The sequence below is a fragment of the Bifidobacterium longum subsp. infantis ATCC 15697 = JCM 1222 = DSM 20088 genome (assembly GCF_000269965.1).
GTDB lineage: Bacteria > Actinomycetota > Actinomycetes > Actinomycetales > Bifidobacteriaceae > Bifidobacterium > Bifidobacterium infantis.
This window is the reverse complement of record NC_017219.1, coordinates 46,295-61,961: the sequence shown is the minus strand read 5'-3', so window position 1 is coordinate 61,961 and position 15,667 is coordinate 46,295. Positions and strand designations below refer to the sequence as shown.

Sequence of the window (15,667 nt, the reverse complement as noted above, 5' to 3'; positions counted from 1 at the left end):
GTCAACCCTGAACTTTCTGCGCCAACCGGACACGTGGATCCGCAGCGGCATACATGATGTCGGCCAGGAAATTGGCCAGAATCGTTAAAAACGACAGCAGCAGCGTACAAGTCATCAGCACCTCATAGTCACGCGCGTTCAAGGCCGCCAGCTGAATGCTGCCGATACCCGGCCAATTGAATATCTGTTCGGTGATGATCGCGCCTGAGAACAATCCGGGAATCTCGAAGGCAAGCAGCGTGATAGCCGGCAACAAGGCGTTTCTCAGCGCATGGCCGAAAACGACCGACCGCTCGGAGATGCCGCGGGCGCGCGCGCAACGGACAAAATCCATGCGCAGCACATCCAACATTCCGGAACGGAAATAGCGGGTCAACGAACCGGCTGAGAAGAACGCCAACAGTAGTGTCGGCATGATCATGTGCCGCAATACCTCAAGAACATACGCGAACCCGGTACTGTTCGACCCCGTATCGACCATGCCTCCGGTCGGCAGCCAACGAAGATCGACCGCGAAAAATTTGATGGCCAGCAGACCGATGAAGAAGGAAGGGAACGACAATGAGGCGAAGACGACAACAGTGACCAGTTTATCGACCAGAGAGTATTGGTGAGTCGCGGAGAACACGCCAATGACCACAGCAACGGTCCACGCAATGACCACAGCGGCCAAAGCGACGATGAAGGAATTCATCATGTACGTCTTCAGGAGGCGCGTGACCGGCTCATTGTATTGCAACGACCATCCGAAGTCACCGTGGAAGACGTTCTTCAGCCATATGAAGTAGCGAACGATGGTGGGCTGATCAAGTCCGTATAATGCGCGCAGCTCAGCCAGTCGAGCGGGTTTCAGCTTCCTGTTTCCCGAGAAGAAATCACCGGGCATCAACGCAAAGAGGAAAAACACCAGGATGGAAAGCAGGAAAAGCATGAACACCATCTGGGCGAATCGCCGTAACGTATATCGCAACATGAACCGAATTTCCTTTCAGGCATGATCAACAATCACAGCGGCGTATCCAAACACCGCAGAACGTTGTGGCCCCAAGCCGACCTCGCAAGGGGCCACGACGATGATGCATGCCGATCAGCGGTTATCCAACGCTTTGGACACGAAACGCAGCCGACCGCCTATTCGATCGAAAGCTTCGCGAGGACGAGCGCCGCATCGCTATTGCCGGTCGAATAGTTCTCAACACCCTTGACACGGGTGTTCCATGCCGTGATGGACTGCCGATAGCTCAATGGAATGGTGGGCGGATCATTGTTCAGAACCTTGTAGAGCTCCGCATAGATGGCCTTGCGTTTTGTCTTATCCTGAGTGGACAGCCCTTCCTTGGCGAGCTTGTCGGCTTCCTCATTGTGGTAGCCCGTGAGGTTGATGGACTTGTCGTGCGAGACGAATTCGGAAATCGCGTCGTTCGGATCCGACAAACCGTTGGTGCGGAATCCGCCGACCAAATCCCAATCGCCGCCCTGCGTCCATCGTTCGATGATGGTGTCGCCATCGAGCACTTCAGGCTGGAAGTCAATGCCGATGGCTTTGTAGTTCTCCGTGGCAATCGGGATCGTCTCATCCGTGTCCTTGGAAGTCAGGTACCGTACGGTGAGCTTCCTGCCATCTTTTTCGCGAATCCCGTCCGAGCCGGTCTTCCAACCGGCCTCGTCAAGCAGCTTGCCCGCCTTGTCCGGATCGAACTTGTACTTGTTGACTCCCTTATCGGTGTACGACCATTGCGTAGGAGCGGCATACACGTTCGCCACCTGGCCGAATCCCTTATACGCCACGTTGATGATCTGCTGACGGTTGAGACCATAGATCAACGCCTGACGGACTCGCTTGTCGTTGAACGGGGCCTTGAGGTTATTGATCCAGATCTCACTCATGTCCGGCACCGTGCTTTCGCGCACACTGGCAAAGCCAAGCTGCTTCAGTGCGTCAAGATTATCTTTGTCCGGGCTGAAACCATCAAAATCGGTTTCGCCGTTCTGGAAGTTCGACAGCGCCGTGTCCTTGGAGGTGACCTTAAAAATCAGATTCCTGATCTTCGGTTCGCCGCCATAGTAGTACTTGTTGGCAACATACCGCACTTCCTGACCATCCACATATTTGGACAGCTTGTAGGGGCCGGCGCCCAAAGGCTTGCCGTACAGATCCTTCAGATAATCAAGGTGCCCTCGCTGGTAGTCCTTGCCGTAATATGCTTTCGACAGCACCTGGCCGCCAAGAATGCCCAATGTCAGCGGATTCGCTTTCGTGGTCTCAATGGTGATGGTCCGCTCGTCGATCACCCGGATGCCGGAGATGGAATCAGCCTTGCCCGACTTGTACGCATCAACGCCTTTGATGCCGATGTCGGAGAAATCACTGCCGCCCGAGTAAGCCGGATCATTGAACAGCGTCAGGCTGAAAGCCACATCGTCCGCGGTCAGCGGCGACCCATCCGAGAATTTCAGATTGTCGCGCAGATGGAAGGTGTACGTGAGCTGATCACTGGAGATATCCCATTTCTCGGCCAAGTCGGGAATATACTGTCCCGAATCATCGGTCACCACCAGACTCGCGAAAATCGGCTGCTGCGCGTTGCCATCCCAGCCATTGTCATTGAACCCCGGCAAGAACACACCGCTCGGAGAATTGATCGTGGCGATGAATGTGTCCTTACGGCCGTTGGCCTTGGCGGGGCTTTTACTTGGATCGCCCTTGACCACGACCTTGTTCAGGCTGCCGTCGACGGTGGTTTCCGTGGATTCCGCATTACTGCCGCCGCTCGTGCCGCCACAACCAGCCACCAGCAGCAATGCTGCCGCCGCCGCGACCACAGCTACAAGATGCTTACGCATAATCCCTCCTTGCGTTGTATCGGGGATTCGCGTCACCGAAAGAATGTCAGTGTTCTTTCAATCCCCCGAACCGCGAATCCCTTACCTTGAGATACATCCACAATCCCTTTCTCGATGTATCTGTGCACAGTGTACGTAAGGCGGAAAGCAGACACTCGCTGTAGGTACTCACCGTTTCTTATGGGAGGCCATCAGGATTCCTGATAGATAGGATTCCATGATGGTGATTTCGCAACGGGCTTCCTCACCCGTATCGCACGGCCCGGGAACGTCCGCGCCGAGCCGTGCCTACGCGCCGACCAGTGCAAGCATCTGCGGGATGCTCTTCTTGCCGAACTCGACCCGTCGCGTGCCGTCGGCCCGCGTGACGACGATGCAGGGCACGCTCATCGCGCCGTAATGGTCCTTGAGCTCGGGAAAGAGCGCAACATCGTAGGCCTCGGCACGCACGGCCGGGTTCAGCGAGGCGATGCGCAAGAAGGTGGACCAGGAAGAGCTCTCGCAAAGCCAGCAGGCAGGATTCATCTATCTGATCCTCTGCACCGTTTCAGGTGTTGCTGCCGGCCTGCAGAACACAGGCTGATCTACACACCAGCGCATATGGGGAAGCCCCGCTCACATCGAGCGGGGCTTCCCCGTTTTGTGTGCATCTTTCATCATCTTGCAATAATTCTTACATGTTAACAGAGAGTTCTTACATGTAAGAATTATTGCAAGGTGATGAAAGAACTTACTTTCACGCGCGCCAATCATCCCAACACGTATCGGGATGACGGCCCATTCCCCTCGCGGCGCAACTTGCCCACATCTTCGAGCTTCTTCAACAACCGGTATGCACTGATATAGCTCAGGCCAAACAAATCCATGACATCCGCTGTAGTGACGACACCATCATTTTTTTCGGCGAACTCCAGAACAAGGCCACTGCGCCGGGTGGCATCGATGTCACGCTGACGCGCGTAAGACGCCAACCCCTCTGAACGTTTGTACACTTGGGCACTCAGCATATACGAGCGAGAGCTCCCACTGCCGACCCCCTCTACCAAACCAGCTTCCACCAAATTCTCAACAGCGGACACGATGCGTCGATGCTCCAAATGGGAGAAATCGCACAACTGGACCACGGTAAGCCTACGATGCTCGCGCAGCAGCGAGAGCACAATCAGCGACCAGACCGGCAATGGAGCCCCACGTCGACGTTCCTCGTCTCCAATCATGGTCACGAATGCCTCGTCAGGCACCACACGGCGGAGGAACAGAATGACTTCTTCGGCACTGGACTGCGAGTAATCCGGGAAAGAACCGCCTGCCGCAATCGACCCGGCATAGATGGTATCCACACCTCGCCCGGTACGTTCAACATATCCGGCAGCTTTCAAAATCAGAGCAAGCTGCGGATTACGGGAACGCGGTTGTGCAGTAAGCAGGTTATCTTCGGAGACACCCTCTATGAATCCTCCGGGGTTGGCTATGGTCAACCCATCATCATCAACCAGGAACCTCACCGAACCCATTCGCGCATAATCGCGATGGCAGAAAGCGTTAATCATTGCCTCACGGAATGCCCCTCGATCGAAGTCTGGCAGATCGACACGAATCAAGCCGCTCATGACTTCGTGGCTGGGATTCCACGGCTCCATCAGCTCGCCTACACGATCAAACATATCCACCAAGGGCAACACGAACGGATCCATATTGACCTTTGGAGACATGCCTTTCATCACTTGAAAAACAGCCGATGCGGCTGGAATCGATCGATGAATAGCATCAACCGAACCAATGGTGAGCAGACCAGCAACAGATGGCTGTAATCCATACGGGCCGTCAACAACCAGCTCAAGCGCCCGATCGAAATCCTCATCAGTAAAAGACAACAACGAGTTTTGCGCATTGGCACTGCGAATATGGCTTCTCAACTTGTTCCGTGAGTCTGGATTCAAATCGCCCAACCGAGCCTCTGGGGCAGGTTGCGCACTGAAATCGTAGAACCGTTGCTGAGATAAACGGCTAATGAATTGGGAAACAAACAGCGGAACGACCTCAGGCGAGCCGTCTGCTTTCAGCCGGCGCTGTAGTGTCTTCCCTTGACTAGTAGACACGATTTGCTGACTGTTACCCACCTCAATACTGACTATCGGCACCTCGTTCTCATACAAGAGCGCCACGCGAGCGGGAAGCTGCGGAACAGTCTTATTGAAAATTAGTGCCGCAAGTCCATTGATATTGCGATGCTCGTCACATACGCCGGTCACAGTGCCATCGTCTTCAATACCGAGATACAGTGTGCCGCCTTCAGTATTGGCTAGAGCCACTACGTTGTCAACAATTTCATCATGCGATTGAGGACGCTTCTGCTCGCTCTTGAACTCAACTGTCAAACTTTCTTTAGTCGGCAACATGAGCATCCCCTTTCACCATCTTGCAATAATTCTTACATGTTAACAGAGAGTTCTTACATGTAAGAATTATTGCAAGATGATGAAAGGGGCAAAGAGGCACCCATACTGCCATATCCAGTAACGTAAATCTAATCATCGCCGCTTTCGACATATCCGCTATCAGCCGATGGCCGATAGCCGGCAAGTATGAAGCTGAGATATAAGCCTATACACGATTGCCCCTAGCTGATTAATGTCAGGGACCTCCGCTTCGCGCCGGAGGCCCCTTTTTGCTTGGGCTTCTATAGCGGCAATGCGGCAAGCCGACCAATCGCCCATAATGGCACATTCAGCAGCCAGTCATCGTCACGATACCCAGCAAGACTGGTGCGCACTGCTTTATGCAGGTCGAAATGACCAACAGCCACACGCAGGCTTACGAACTTTCGATTCTCCTTTGCCAGCTGCGATGGTAGAGAAGCCCAAACTATACGAATTCTCTCAAGGATACGTAGCGGCGCGTGTTTCGAGAAGTCCCCGCCATAATCATCAAGGAGCACCAAGGTATCTGTCGTGATAGGAACACCTATTTCGAGGCTGATGTTACGCAATATCCTGCTCACATCTAGATAGCCGTCAAAGAAACTCCTCGCACGCTCATTGTTCATGAGGTCGATACGCGCCACTACCTCATATCGTGTACGCCCGAACTCCTCCGACAGACACGTTTTGCCCGTCTGACGGGCGCCTCGGATAATGAGCGGCTTTCTATTTTCGAGACGTCTTCCAAGCCTCAAGCTGCTTCATAGCCGTACGATCCATGACCAATCCCAATCTCCTACAGAAAATGTGTGAGTAAAACACATTTTACGTACAAGAAATGTGTGAGTAGGCAGTGGCAGCGCCGCTCAAACAGTAACGGAACCCTGATATCACAGCATCCGCCGGCCGACAGCGGCAGACGACACCCACCACGCGATTTCGAGTACACTATAGAATCATTACCCCAGAACGCACAATTTCAAGTATACTGAAAATCAACGTCGATCTAACGACTGTTTTGCAATACACTAGAAATCGGAGGCGTGGAGATGACGGGATATATCGCACGAGACAAGCTCACCGACACGCTGCGCAGCCACCGGAACACCCCGGAGATCAAGGTGCTTACCGGCGTCCGACGGTGCGGGAAAAGCACGCTGCTGGAACATTATGCGCAATCACTGCTCGACGACGGCGTTCCCGCGAGCAATATCTTCACCCGTCGCTTCGATTCCTTCGACACGCCCATCGGATATTCGGCGACCGACCTGCACGCCGACCTGATGCAAGCCACGCAAGAAGCCCAACCCGGCCCCTTCTACGTTTTCCTTGATGAAATACAGGACGTTCCCGGATGGGAGGAAGTGGTTCGCCGGCTGCATTCCCGTGACGACACCGACGTGTATGCCACCGGATCGAACGCACGACTGCTATCCGGCGAACTGGCGACCCATCTGACGGGTCGCTACATCACCATCCCCATATATCCGCTCTCCTTCGACGAATACCAACGCCATCATCGGGCTCAGGGAACCACGGATTCCACGGACCAGCTGTTCTCCGAATACATGATGTTCGGCGGCATGCCCGGCCTGTTCGTCACCGGCCAGCCGGATCAGGACAAGGCGACCGAAATACTCACCTCAATCTACGAATCCATTGTGATGAAGGACGTGGCGGGAAGGTACGGCATCCGCGACATCGCCACATTGGAAAAACTCAGCCGATATCTGTTCTCAACGTCGGGGAACCTGTTCTCCGTCAACAAGGTCGCCAACACGCTCACAAGCGCCGGCGCGAACGCCTCCTACGCCACCGTCGACAACCAGATCAGCGCGCTCGAACGCTCGTTCATCGTCTACAGCGCGCAACAGGAACGCATGCGAGGCAAGGAACTGCTGCGCCCGCAACGCAAGTTCTACCCCGTCGACAACGGTTTTCGCAATCTCGCCACGGGTTTCAACGGCTCGGATCGCGGAGCCCAGCTCGAAGGCATCGTCTTCATGGAACTGCAGCGACGCGGTTACGATGTCACCATCGGATCGCTGCCCGACGGCGAGATCGATTTCATCGCGAAGCGCGGAAACAACAAGCAGTACATTCAGGTCACGTTGAACATGACCGAGGAGCAGACCCGGGAGCGGGAATTAGCCCCGCTGCGGCGATTGGGCGACGCATTCCCCCGCACGGTGCTCACCCTCGACTGGCATAGCGAGGGCATGACCGACGAAGGCATCCATATCACCAACGTCATGGATTGGCTCTGCTCGTAGGAACGCGCCGGATACGACGTCACGCCGAAGGGGTGCTCACAGAACGGCGGATAGGTTTCGCACAATGGCGGAATTCCAATAGTTGCTTTTCGGCAACAGCGGTTCTGCGAGCACCCCTTCGGCGTGTCGACGTGGTTTCAACCGCTCTCGAAGATGAATACAGCCATCGTTCGGTTTATGGAATCATGATTTAGTAAATTACGCTTCCATAAATGGGGAACAGTGGGACAAGGGGCTGCGGACGTTTTCTTGGAGACCGAACGGAAAGATTTTCGTATGTCCGGTCTTGAGGAACGAGAGCGTGCGGTGGAGTTGTATTTCACCACGCCGATGACGACGGCCCAGGTGGTGGAGCATCTGGGTTATCCGACCAGGCAGTGTCTGGAGCGTTGGCCGGCGATGGATTCCCGGTATGCCGGCCATATGGCCAAACCCATCATCCCACTGGAGACCAGGCGAAGGGCTGTTCGCCGGACAACGCGGCCGCGGAGGGATTCTTCGGCAGGATGAAGACCGAGGCGGTCCACCCCGAGAAGTGGGAGGAACACACCCGCAACGAGGTGCTCGCCTTGGTCGATGAGTACATACGCTGGTACAACCACGAGCGCATCAAACAGTCGCTTGGTTGGATGAGCCCGGTACAATACCGTCAAAGCCAAGGAATGGCCGCGTGATTATCTCCAAGAAAACGTCCGCAGCCCCGTACGAAAAATAGCGGGACCAAATAATTCCTGCATAACGTGCGCCGTGTTCCACCTATGGTGGATATATGAAATATTTCGAATAGAAATTTCCGGCATCGACGGCAGCGCAGCGAAATTCGTCGGATATTGCCTTGATAACAGTGAAGAAATCGTTCCCGATCGTGTGCGTCCGTCCGTTCTCGTGATTCCGGGCGGCGGTTACGAAATGACGTCGGATCGCGAGGCCGAGCCGATTGCAATGCAGTTTCTGGCGGCAGGTTTTAACGCTTTTGTGCTGCGATATTCGGTGAAGCCTTCCGTTTTTCCAATTGCGCTTTTGGAAGCCGCTGATGCGATGAAGATGATTCGCGAGCATGCAGCCGAATGGCATGTTGATCCGGAAGCGATTGCCGTGATCGGTTTTTCCGCAGGTGGTCATCTGGCTGCGAATCTCGCCACGTCCGCCAGCGACGACGTGCTCGCCGCCCATGGTTACGATCCGGATGCGGTGCGCCCGAATGGTTTAATGCTCGCCTATCCGGTGATCACGTCCGGCCCGCTCGCGCATCGCGGTAGCTTCGACTCGCTGCTTGGCGAGCGCCGAAACGATACGGAAACGCTCGAATCCGTATCGATCGAACACCATATCGACACTAAAACACCGCCGGTGTTCGTATGGCACACCGTTCCCGACGAAGTCGTGCCATATGAGAACACACTGATGCTGATCGACGCCTGCAAGAAGGCTGGCGTCAGTGTGGAGGCGCACCTGTTCCCGCAGGGCGGTCACGGACTGTCGTTGGGCATTGCGGAAACCGCATGGCAGGGCATCGACGGCATCGAACCGAGCATGCAGATCTGGACGCAACTGGCTGTCGCGTGGATGCGCAGAACGTTCGCACGATAATCAGCGCCGCAGACGCCGTGATATCTGACCCCGTCTGTACAAGTCGCATTTCCCGTCTGCACCAACCCGCACCCTGCGTCTGCACAACCCACAAAATCGGGTTAAAACCCGGGTTGTGCAGACACAGAACGCAAGTCGTGCAGACACAGAACGCAAGTCGTGCAGACAGCACAACACCCCCGGACCGACCGGATAGACCGGAAATCACAGGTTCGGGGGTGAAAATCAGCGGGGCTGGCGGAAATGACGATCTCCAATCGGATCGAACGGCGTGTGCGGCTCGAGCTGATACCAGTACGCGACGGAAGCGACGTCGTCCTGACGTTCGAAATTGCCACCCTCTTCAGTGCCGATCTGCTGCCATTCCACGCGCAAATCATGCTCGAAATAAATCGGATCGGGAATGTGCCAGCGATATAGTCCGCGGGTCACAGGGGTATTCACATCCCAATACGCGCTCTCGCGATGCGAGGCGAGACGCTGCGAGTAGAACGGGAATCCGACGTACGGCGCACAGAATGTCTGCTCATGCATGCGCCCACGCTCGTCAAAATCAGCGAAACTCCACGCGCCACCGAAATAATCCTCGGCACCGGTGCTACACCATGTAGGGTACTGATCGTCTCCATCGATGTACATCTTGACTTCGCCCTCGCCCCACCATCGGCTTTCTAACGCGGTGAGCGCCAGATACGTGCCGATATACGCGCCACGACCGTGCACGCCGTCAAGCACCACATAATCGCGGGCCGGTTCGGTGACGCGCTCGCGACGCCACTGCGCATGAAAGCGCATGGTGCCGGCCGGAAGCGAGTCATATTCGGTGTAGTCGATCTGGTAGAAGAACGCGGGAACGTCTTCATTATGATCGTTGCGGAGCACAATGCGCGCATGTTCGAACGGCATGGAGAAATAGCAGTTGAAGCCGCGATTGGGTACGACCACCACCGGCACCGAATTGACTCGGCAGGCCTGCGCGTGGCCGCAGCAGAAGAAGTCGCCGATCGGGCATTGCGCGGACGGGGTTTTCTCGCCATCCCAATAGAATTCCAAGATCAGGTCACGAAGCACGTTCGGACCGGTAGGCGACGTGCGGTCAGTGACGGTCATCCAAATATGGCGGATCACGCCCGGACCGTCCACATCCATCAAAGTGACGTTCTCCCCCGCTTTCACGGTTTGGATGCAGGGGCTGCCTTTGCGCGACGGGCCAAGTGCACTGGCCGCACTGGCCGCAGTGCCCTTGCCGCCCGTGGGATTCTCGGCGTTCACACAACGCGTGCGCCCTGGTACCGCAACCGCAAGCGAGTCCATCGGACTGCGCGCGGCGAACGCACCCGACGAATCGACCTGCATATCATGATACGAACTTTGCTGCATAGCGCTCCAATCGTTATGTTGAGTCATCGGCGCCCCTTTTCTGCTACTTTACGGCACCGGCGGTGATGCCTTGCGACAACTTGCGCTGGAAAATAATGAAGAAGATAATGGTCGGCACAATGCTGAGCAGCGAAGCCGAAGCAAGCGTGGTCGCATCCATCGTGCGCTGCCCCTGCAAGGTGGCGAGCGCCAGCGGAATGGTCTGCACGTCATCGCTCATCAGGAACGCCATCGGAATCATGTATTCGTTCCATGTCCACACGAAAAAGAACACGAACAGCACACTGATGGTCGACCAGGAAATCGGCAGCACCACCTTGCGCAGAATCTGCCAGCGCGAGGCGCCGTCGATGGCCGCCGCTTCGAGAATGGCCTGCGGAAACGTACCGTATACGGACGACAGCAGATATGTGCCGTATGCGCTTTGGATGATGGTGAAGATGATGATGATCGCCAGTTTGGTGTTGTACAGTCCGACCTGCTTGAACATGGTGTACAGCGGGTAGAGCAGCGCTTCCTGCGGCATCATATTGGCGAGCATGATGGCGAGCACAATCCATGTGTTGCCTTTGACCCTGCCGATGCCGAGCGCGAAAGAGTTCAGCACGGAAAGCACGACGGCGGCCACTGCCACTACCAGTGAAATAACCAGGCTGTTCCAGAATTTCAGCGGGAATTTGGTGGTGGTCCAGAAGGAGATAATGCCATCCATGGTGAAGTGTTTCGGCAGAGAAAGCGGACCGGTGGCATTGTAATCGACAGGCGTTTTGAATGCGTTGATGGTGAGTACGAGCAGCGGGAAAAGCACGAGCAGTGCGGCTGCGATGAGCACAATGAGGGTGATCCAATCGCCGGTCGAGCGCACATGTTGGGTTTTCTTGGATGCTTTCCGCGCTGCCGATGCGGTCATGGTTTGCGTCATGGTTGTTTTCCTCGGCTTTCGAAGTCTTGCGAGTCTTACATTTGGCGGGTCTGTTACGGTTTGGACCGTTCAGACCAGTTCCTTTTCGACGTGCTTCTGCACCATGGTGAACACGATGGAGAACACGATGATGACCACGGTGAGCGCTGTGGAGATGGCCGCGCCGTAGCCGACTTGTTGCACTTGGAAGAATTGATTGTAGGAATAGTACGATGGCACGGTAGTTGCCGTTCCCGGCCCGCCTTTGGTGAGCAGATAGACCGGTGCGAAGGTTTTCAGCGCACCGATGGTGGCAGTAAGGATGACCACCAGCAGTTCGGGAATAATGGATGGCAGCGTGACCACACGGAATTTCTGCCACCAGTTGGCTCCGTCAAGACCAGCCGCCTCGTAAAGTTCAGGATCCACGCGCTGCAGACCGGACATGAAAATCACTATCGGATAGCCCAGCTGAATCCACACCAGGATGAACATCAGTACCGGAAGCGCGCTATCAGGACTACCGAGCCAATTATGCTGCAGTGATCCCAGGCCGAGCTTAACGAGCAGCGCGTTCACCGCACCATCTTCCGGGCGGAAAATCCAGCCCATGATGATGGCCGCGACCGCAACTGGCAGCAGCTGCGGCAGGTAGAACATGGCCCGCAGAAAAGAAGCCGTCTTTCCACCGAATTTCTTCTGAATAACGTCAGTCAACAGTGACGAAATAAAAAGTCCGAGAATCGTAGGAATAACTACGATAGCCACAATAATCCAGAATGAATTAGCGAATGAAATCCAGAACGTGGAATCAGCGAACAGACGTTTCCAATTCTGCAATCCGACGAATTTAGCAGGACCAACTCCGCGCCAGCGAGTGAAACTCAAATAAATGTTCCATGCGAATGGAATAACGACGATAACGAGCAGACCTACCAGTCCGGGAACAAGATATGGTACGAATTTTGCGGAACGGTTTCCGGGAAGCCTTGACATTGAGACTCCCCCGTTTTTGGTCTTCTTTGACATTTTGGCTTTTCCTTTGGTTGCGCTGCGTTGCCTGTGAATATTGACGATTGCGATATTGGTTCGCAAGTTGTAATTTGCGATACCGCACGGGATTATTCATGATTGATACTGAGCAAAACCGGAATAATCCCGTGCGATGTCGGATATGAGATCAGATATACGATCAGTTGGTCTTGACGCCCATGTCTTCCACACCGACGTCGTACTTCTCGTGGATACCCTTGAGCACGTCGGCCGGCTTCTTGGTGCCGTTCACCAGTTCCTGGAATTCCGCCGGAACAGCATCGGTAAGGTTGGAAGCGGCGTAATCCGGGTAGTAGCTGAGCTTGCCATCATTGGCGTAGGAGGCGTATTCCTCGATCATGGCCTTGCTCTTCTCGTCGTTGATCTTGCTGGCGTCGCCCGCCACCGGAATTCCGCCGGCGTTGCCGAGGTAGTTCTGCACATCGTCGGAAAGCACGTAGTCAATGAACTTCGCAGCGAGATCCTTGTGGTGCGAGCGTTCCGGAATCACCAGCAGATTGCCTGCGCAGCCAATCGCGAAATTCGATTCCGGCATCACCGCGGCGTCCCAATCGAAAGTGGTGATCTGCTTGACGAAACGTCCCTGATTCCAGGTGCCGGTCTGATAGATCGGATACTCCCCCTTGATGAATGCCTGCGTGGTGTCTTCGGCCTTCATACCGGTGGCGTTGCGGGAGATGAAGCCCTTGTCGAGCCAGTCGTTGATGGTGCTCACGGAATTGGTGAGAATGTTGGAATTCCAGTCGACATCGCCCTTGTAGAGCTGCCAGTTGTCGATGAATTTGGCGTCGGCCTCCTTGGAAACCAGCTGCCACCACAGCCACATCACGCCGTATTCCTGCGCGTCGGCGGCGATCGGCGTCACTCCGGCATCCACGAATTTCTGGCAGACGTCCACGAACTCGTCATAGGTGGTCGGAATCTCCAGCCCGTACTTGGCGAACAGATCCTTGTTGTAGTAGACGCGCTGGAATTCCGCGTAACTGGTCATGCCGTACCAGGTGTCACCATCCATGATGCCGTTTTCATCATACTTGGCCACGGCCGCATTGGCGCCGGTCACCTTCTTGTCCCAACCGTATTGATCGACGTAATCACCCAAATCGGTGAGCAGCCCCATGGTGGAGAGCACGCCGGCCGAACCGTTGCCGCGATTGGATTCCATAAGATCCGGCGCCTCATCGGAATTGAGGAATTGGCTGCCGTTCTGCGCGATCTGCGTGAACGACTTGCGTTCGAAATTGATTTTGACACCCGTTTCCTTTTCGAAGGCTTCCGCGGCGCGACGCCATGCCTGGGTCTGGCCAGCGTCGTCTTCCTCGTAATACCAGAACGACAGGCTGTCTGGCGTTTCCTCATCTTGCGCGGTGTCGCTGCCGCATGCAGCGAGCGTGGTCAGCGACATTGCCACCGCGGCCGCAAGTGCGATGCCTCGTGTGATCTTCATGGTTTCTCCTTTGTTATTGGTGGTTGTGTTGTTGAGTTATGTCTCAAGTTGTTTTTCAGTTATGAAGATTGATATGTGTCGCCTCCTTTTTTCGAAACGTTTCGACGATGGCCGCGGATTAGCGCTTTTCAATTCGGCAATCACCATCTTCGCTTCGGCTACAACGCCTTCACTTACTTTCGAATCGTTTCGATTATGGATACGGAAATCCGTCCGCCTTTCACGGACATACTCCTACAGTTTTCTTTTCACACGTCACCAACTTTGGTAACGGAACCTCGACTATGCATGACCGGAGCGGACAGTTCCACCAATCCCTTGATGTCGCGACGCTCATCGATGGCGTCGACCAGCAGATCCACAGCCTTAGAACATAATTCCTGCGGCATGACCGGCATCTCGGTAATCGGCTGCGGCATCAGCTCTCCCTCGAAATACGTGCCGCACGACAATACCGAAATATCATCTGGCACCCGCAATCCCGAAGCCTGTAATTGCTGCAATACCAACTTCAGCACATTGGCGTTCGCCTGGTTGACAATCGCCGTGGGGCGCTCATCCAAAGAACAAAGCTCACGCACGAATTCCACGGCATCAAAGCGATCGTCACGATGCTTGAAGGATTCATGAATCGTCATGCCCAACTCTTCGGCACGTTCCAGCAAAGCCTTGCGGAACAGCAGCACATAGCCCGAACCGCGATCGCAATCGGTCTCATTGTCACGCAAAAACATAGCACTCCGATGCCCCTTGGAATACAGGCAATCCACAGCCATACGACCAGCCGTGGCAAAATCGATATCGACACAGGCACAGCCTTCATGCTCTGCAGGGTAACCGATGGCCACACAGGGTTTGGAATATGAGCCAGCCTGGGCGGTACGCTCGTCATGTTCCTCAATGTCGAGCAGCACCACGCCATCAACCAAGTTGCTTTGCGTCACGCGCCGAATGTCGGCCACCGCGTCCTCGCCGGTAAGCAACAGCACATCGTAGCCACGGTTCTTTGCCTGCCATGCGGTCTGCAGAAAGTAAGCGTTGTATTTGGCCTGATTGATATCACCGCGAATCGGCGCGCTGAGCGCAAAAATATGATTGCGCATACCACGCATTTTACGGGCGCTGGCATCCGGAGTATATCCAAGTCGTTCAACGGCGGCCATCACCTTATCGGTGGTTTTGGCGGAGATGGAACGCTTGCCGGAAAGCACGTACGAAACGGTGCTAACCGACACTCCCGCCTCCTGGGCTACATCTTTGATGCCCGCCATCTTCCGCCTCCTTCGGCTCTCCAAATCGCTTGCGCCACACATTGCGCGTGCCGCAATCCTCACTCATCATCCAACGAAACCATCCGCCAAGTCTCCCGGAATCTCTCCTACGGACCCTGTTCGACAAATTTATCGAATCGTTTCGTCGAAACGTTTCACTAATCGTAAAACAGTAACTCCGATTTGTCAAACGTTTTGACACGCCTGCCCATCATTCCCCGATAATAAGAGGAACAAACAAACTACCGCAGATTTTGCAGCTACTTCTTTCGCTTTCTGTGACGGACAGGTTTTGTATCAACCGGCGATGGGACAGGCACCAAAGTTATGCTCGACACGTCAAGTTTGTCTGCAAAATCCTTCATGGACTCAATTCCGCGGGCATAATACTGAAAAGATCTCGGAAAATAGACCTTTCCATCTGGATCGATCGGATTTTGCACTTTATGCAACGTGATTCCAACGCAATGATTGCCATCGCCTATGAA

Annotated in this window: 11 protein-coding genes and 2 pseudogenes; 3 read left to right on the top strand and 10 right to left on the bottom strand. The window is 54.9% G+C overall.

Features of this window, described 5'->3' with window-relative positions; translation table 11 throughout:
- Position 1: 1 nt before the first annotated feature.
- The 5 genes and pseudogenes from BLIJ_RS00290 to BLIJ_RS14880 form a co-directional block, all read right to left on the bottom strand.
- Positions 2-973 carry an ABC transporter permease gene (locus BLIJ_RS00290; protein ID WP_012576506.1) on the bottom strand — a complete coding sequence of 324 codons (972 nt, stop codon included), beginning with the start codon at positions 971-973 and terminating at the stop codon, positions 2-4.
- 158 nt (positions 974-1,131) lie between these two features.
- Positions 1,132-2,844, bottom strand: a complete 1,713-nt coding sequence (locus BLIJ_RS00285) for an ABC transporter substrate-binding protein (protein WP_012576505.1) — start codon at positions 2,842-2,844, stop codon at positions 1,132-1,134.
- Positions 2,845-3,132: 288 nt separating this feature from the next.
- Positions 3,133-3,321 (bottom strand): annotated as a pseudogene (locus tag BLIJ_RS00280) (thioredoxin domain-containing protein); the annotation flags it as partial.
- 272 nt (positions 3,322-3,593) lie between these two features.
- Positions 3,594-5,249 carry an RNA-binding domain-containing protein gene (locus BLIJ_RS00275; RefSeq protein WP_014484467.1) on the bottom strand — a complete coding sequence of 552 codons (1,656 nt, stop codon included), beginning with the start codon at positions 5,247-5,249 and terminating at the stop codon, positions 3,594-3,596.
- Between the two features lie 275 nt (positions 5,250-5,524).
- Entirely contained in the window at positions 5,525-5,908 is a 384-nt protein-coding gene (locus BLIJ_RS14880; RefSeq protein ID WP_231837841.1) for a hypothetical protein, read from the bottom strand.
- 405 nt (positions 5,909-6,313) lie between these two features.
- On the opposite strand from BLIJ_RS14880, the gene BLIJ_RS00265 reads away from it, so the two are divergent.
- The 3 genes and pseudogenes from BLIJ_RS00265 (at position 6,314) to BLIJ_RS00250 (ending at position 9,127) form a co-directional block, all read left to right on the top strand.
- On the top strand, positions 6,314-7,537 hold the full coding sequence (locus tag BLIJ_RS00265; protein WP_012576502.1) for an ATP-binding protein: 1,224 nt from the start codon (positions 6,314-6,316) through the stop codon (positions 7,535-7,537).
- A 458-nt stretch (positions 7,538-7,995) separates the two neighbouring features.
- A pseudogene (locus BLIJ_RS00255) lies at positions 7,996-8,211 on the top strand (IS3 family transposase); the annotation flags it as partial.
- A gap of 73 nt (positions 8,212-8,284) precedes the next feature.
- Positions 8,285-9,127, top strand: a complete 843-nt coding sequence (locus BLIJ_RS00250) for an alpha/beta hydrolase (protein WP_012576501.1) — start codon at positions 8,285-8,287, stop codon at positions 9,125-9,127.
- 225 nt (positions 9,128-9,352) lie between these two features.
- On the opposite strand, the gene BLIJ_RS00245 is transcribed toward BLIJ_RS00250, so the two are convergent.
- The 5 genes from BLIJ_RS00245 to BLIJ_RS00225 form a co-directional block, all read right to left on the bottom strand.
- A complete protein-coding gene (locus tag BLIJ_RS00245) occupies positions 9,353-10,483 on the bottom strand; it encodes a glycoside hydrolase family 172 protein (protein WP_041981603.1) in 1,131 nt (376 codons plus the stop codon).
- Between the two features lie 67 nt (positions 10,484-10,550).
- Positions 10,551-11,429 carry a carbohydrate ABC transporter permease gene (locus tag BLIJ_RS00240; protein WP_012576499.1) on the bottom strand — a complete coding sequence of 293 codons (879 nt, stop codon included), beginning with the start codon at positions 11,427-11,429 and terminating at the stop codon, positions 10,551-10,553.
- A 69-nt stretch (positions 11,430-11,498) separates the two neighbouring features.
- A complete protein-coding gene (locus BLIJ_RS00235; protein WP_014484463.1) occupies positions 11,499-12,437 on the bottom strand; it encodes a carbohydrate ABC transporter permease in 939 nt (312 codons plus the stop codon).
- Positions 12,438-12,600: 163 nt separating this feature from the next.
- Positions 12,601-13,908, bottom strand: a complete 1,308-nt coding sequence (locus BLIJ_RS00230; protein ID WP_012576497.1) for an ABC transporter substrate-binding protein — start codon at positions 13,906-13,908, stop codon at positions 12,601-12,603.
- A gap of 248 nt (positions 13,909-14,156) precedes the next feature.
- The gene (locus tag BLIJ_RS00225) at positions 14,157-15,179 is read right to left on the bottom strand and encodes a LacI family DNA-binding transcriptional regulator (RefSeq protein WP_012576496.1); all 1,023 of its coding nucleotides are present in this window, start codon (positions 15,177-15,179) and stop codon (positions 14,157-14,159) included.
- Between the last annotated feature and the right edge of the window lie 488 nt (positions 15,180-15,667).

Bases quoted from the DNA above. Each gene is read 5' to 3' on its own strand.
- BLIJ_RS00245 (WP_041981603.1), bottom strand. From the start codon at position 10,483: ATGCAGGTCGATTCGTCGGGTGCGTTCGCCGCGCGCAGTCCGATGGAC.
- BLIJ_RS00240 (WP_012576499.1), bottom strand. From the start codon at position 11,429: ATGACGCAAACCATGACCGCATCGGCAGCGCGGAAAGCATCCAAGAAA.
- BLIJ_RS00235 (WP_014484463.1), bottom strand. From the start codon at position 12,437: ATGTCAAAGAAGACCAAAAACGGGGGAGTCTCAATGTCAAGGCTTCCC.
- BLIJ_RS00275 (WP_014484467.1), bottom strand. From the start codon at position 5,249: ATGCTCATGTTGCCGACTAAAGAAAGTTTGACAGTTGAGTTCAAGAGC.
- BLIJ_RS00225 (WP_012576496.1), bottom strand. From the start codon at position 15,179: ATGGCGGGCATCAAAGATGTAGCCCAGGAGGCGGGAGTGTCGGTTAGC.
- BLIJ_RS00265 (WP_012576502.1), top strand. From the start codon at position 6,314: ATGACGGGATATATCGCACGAGACAAGCTCACCGACACGCTGCGCAGC.
- BLIJ_RS00230 (WP_012576497.1), bottom strand. From the start codon at position 13,908: ATGAAGATCACACGAGGCATCGCACTTGCGGCCGCGGTGGCAATGTCG.
- BLIJ_RS00290 (WP_012576506.1), bottom strand. From the start codon at position 973: ATGTTGCGATATACGTTACGGCGATTCGCCCAGATGGTGTTCATGCTT.
- BLIJ_RS00285 (WP_012576505.1), bottom strand. From the start codon at position 2,844: ATGCGTAAGCATCTTGTAGCTGTGGTCGCGGCGGCGGCAGCATTGCTG.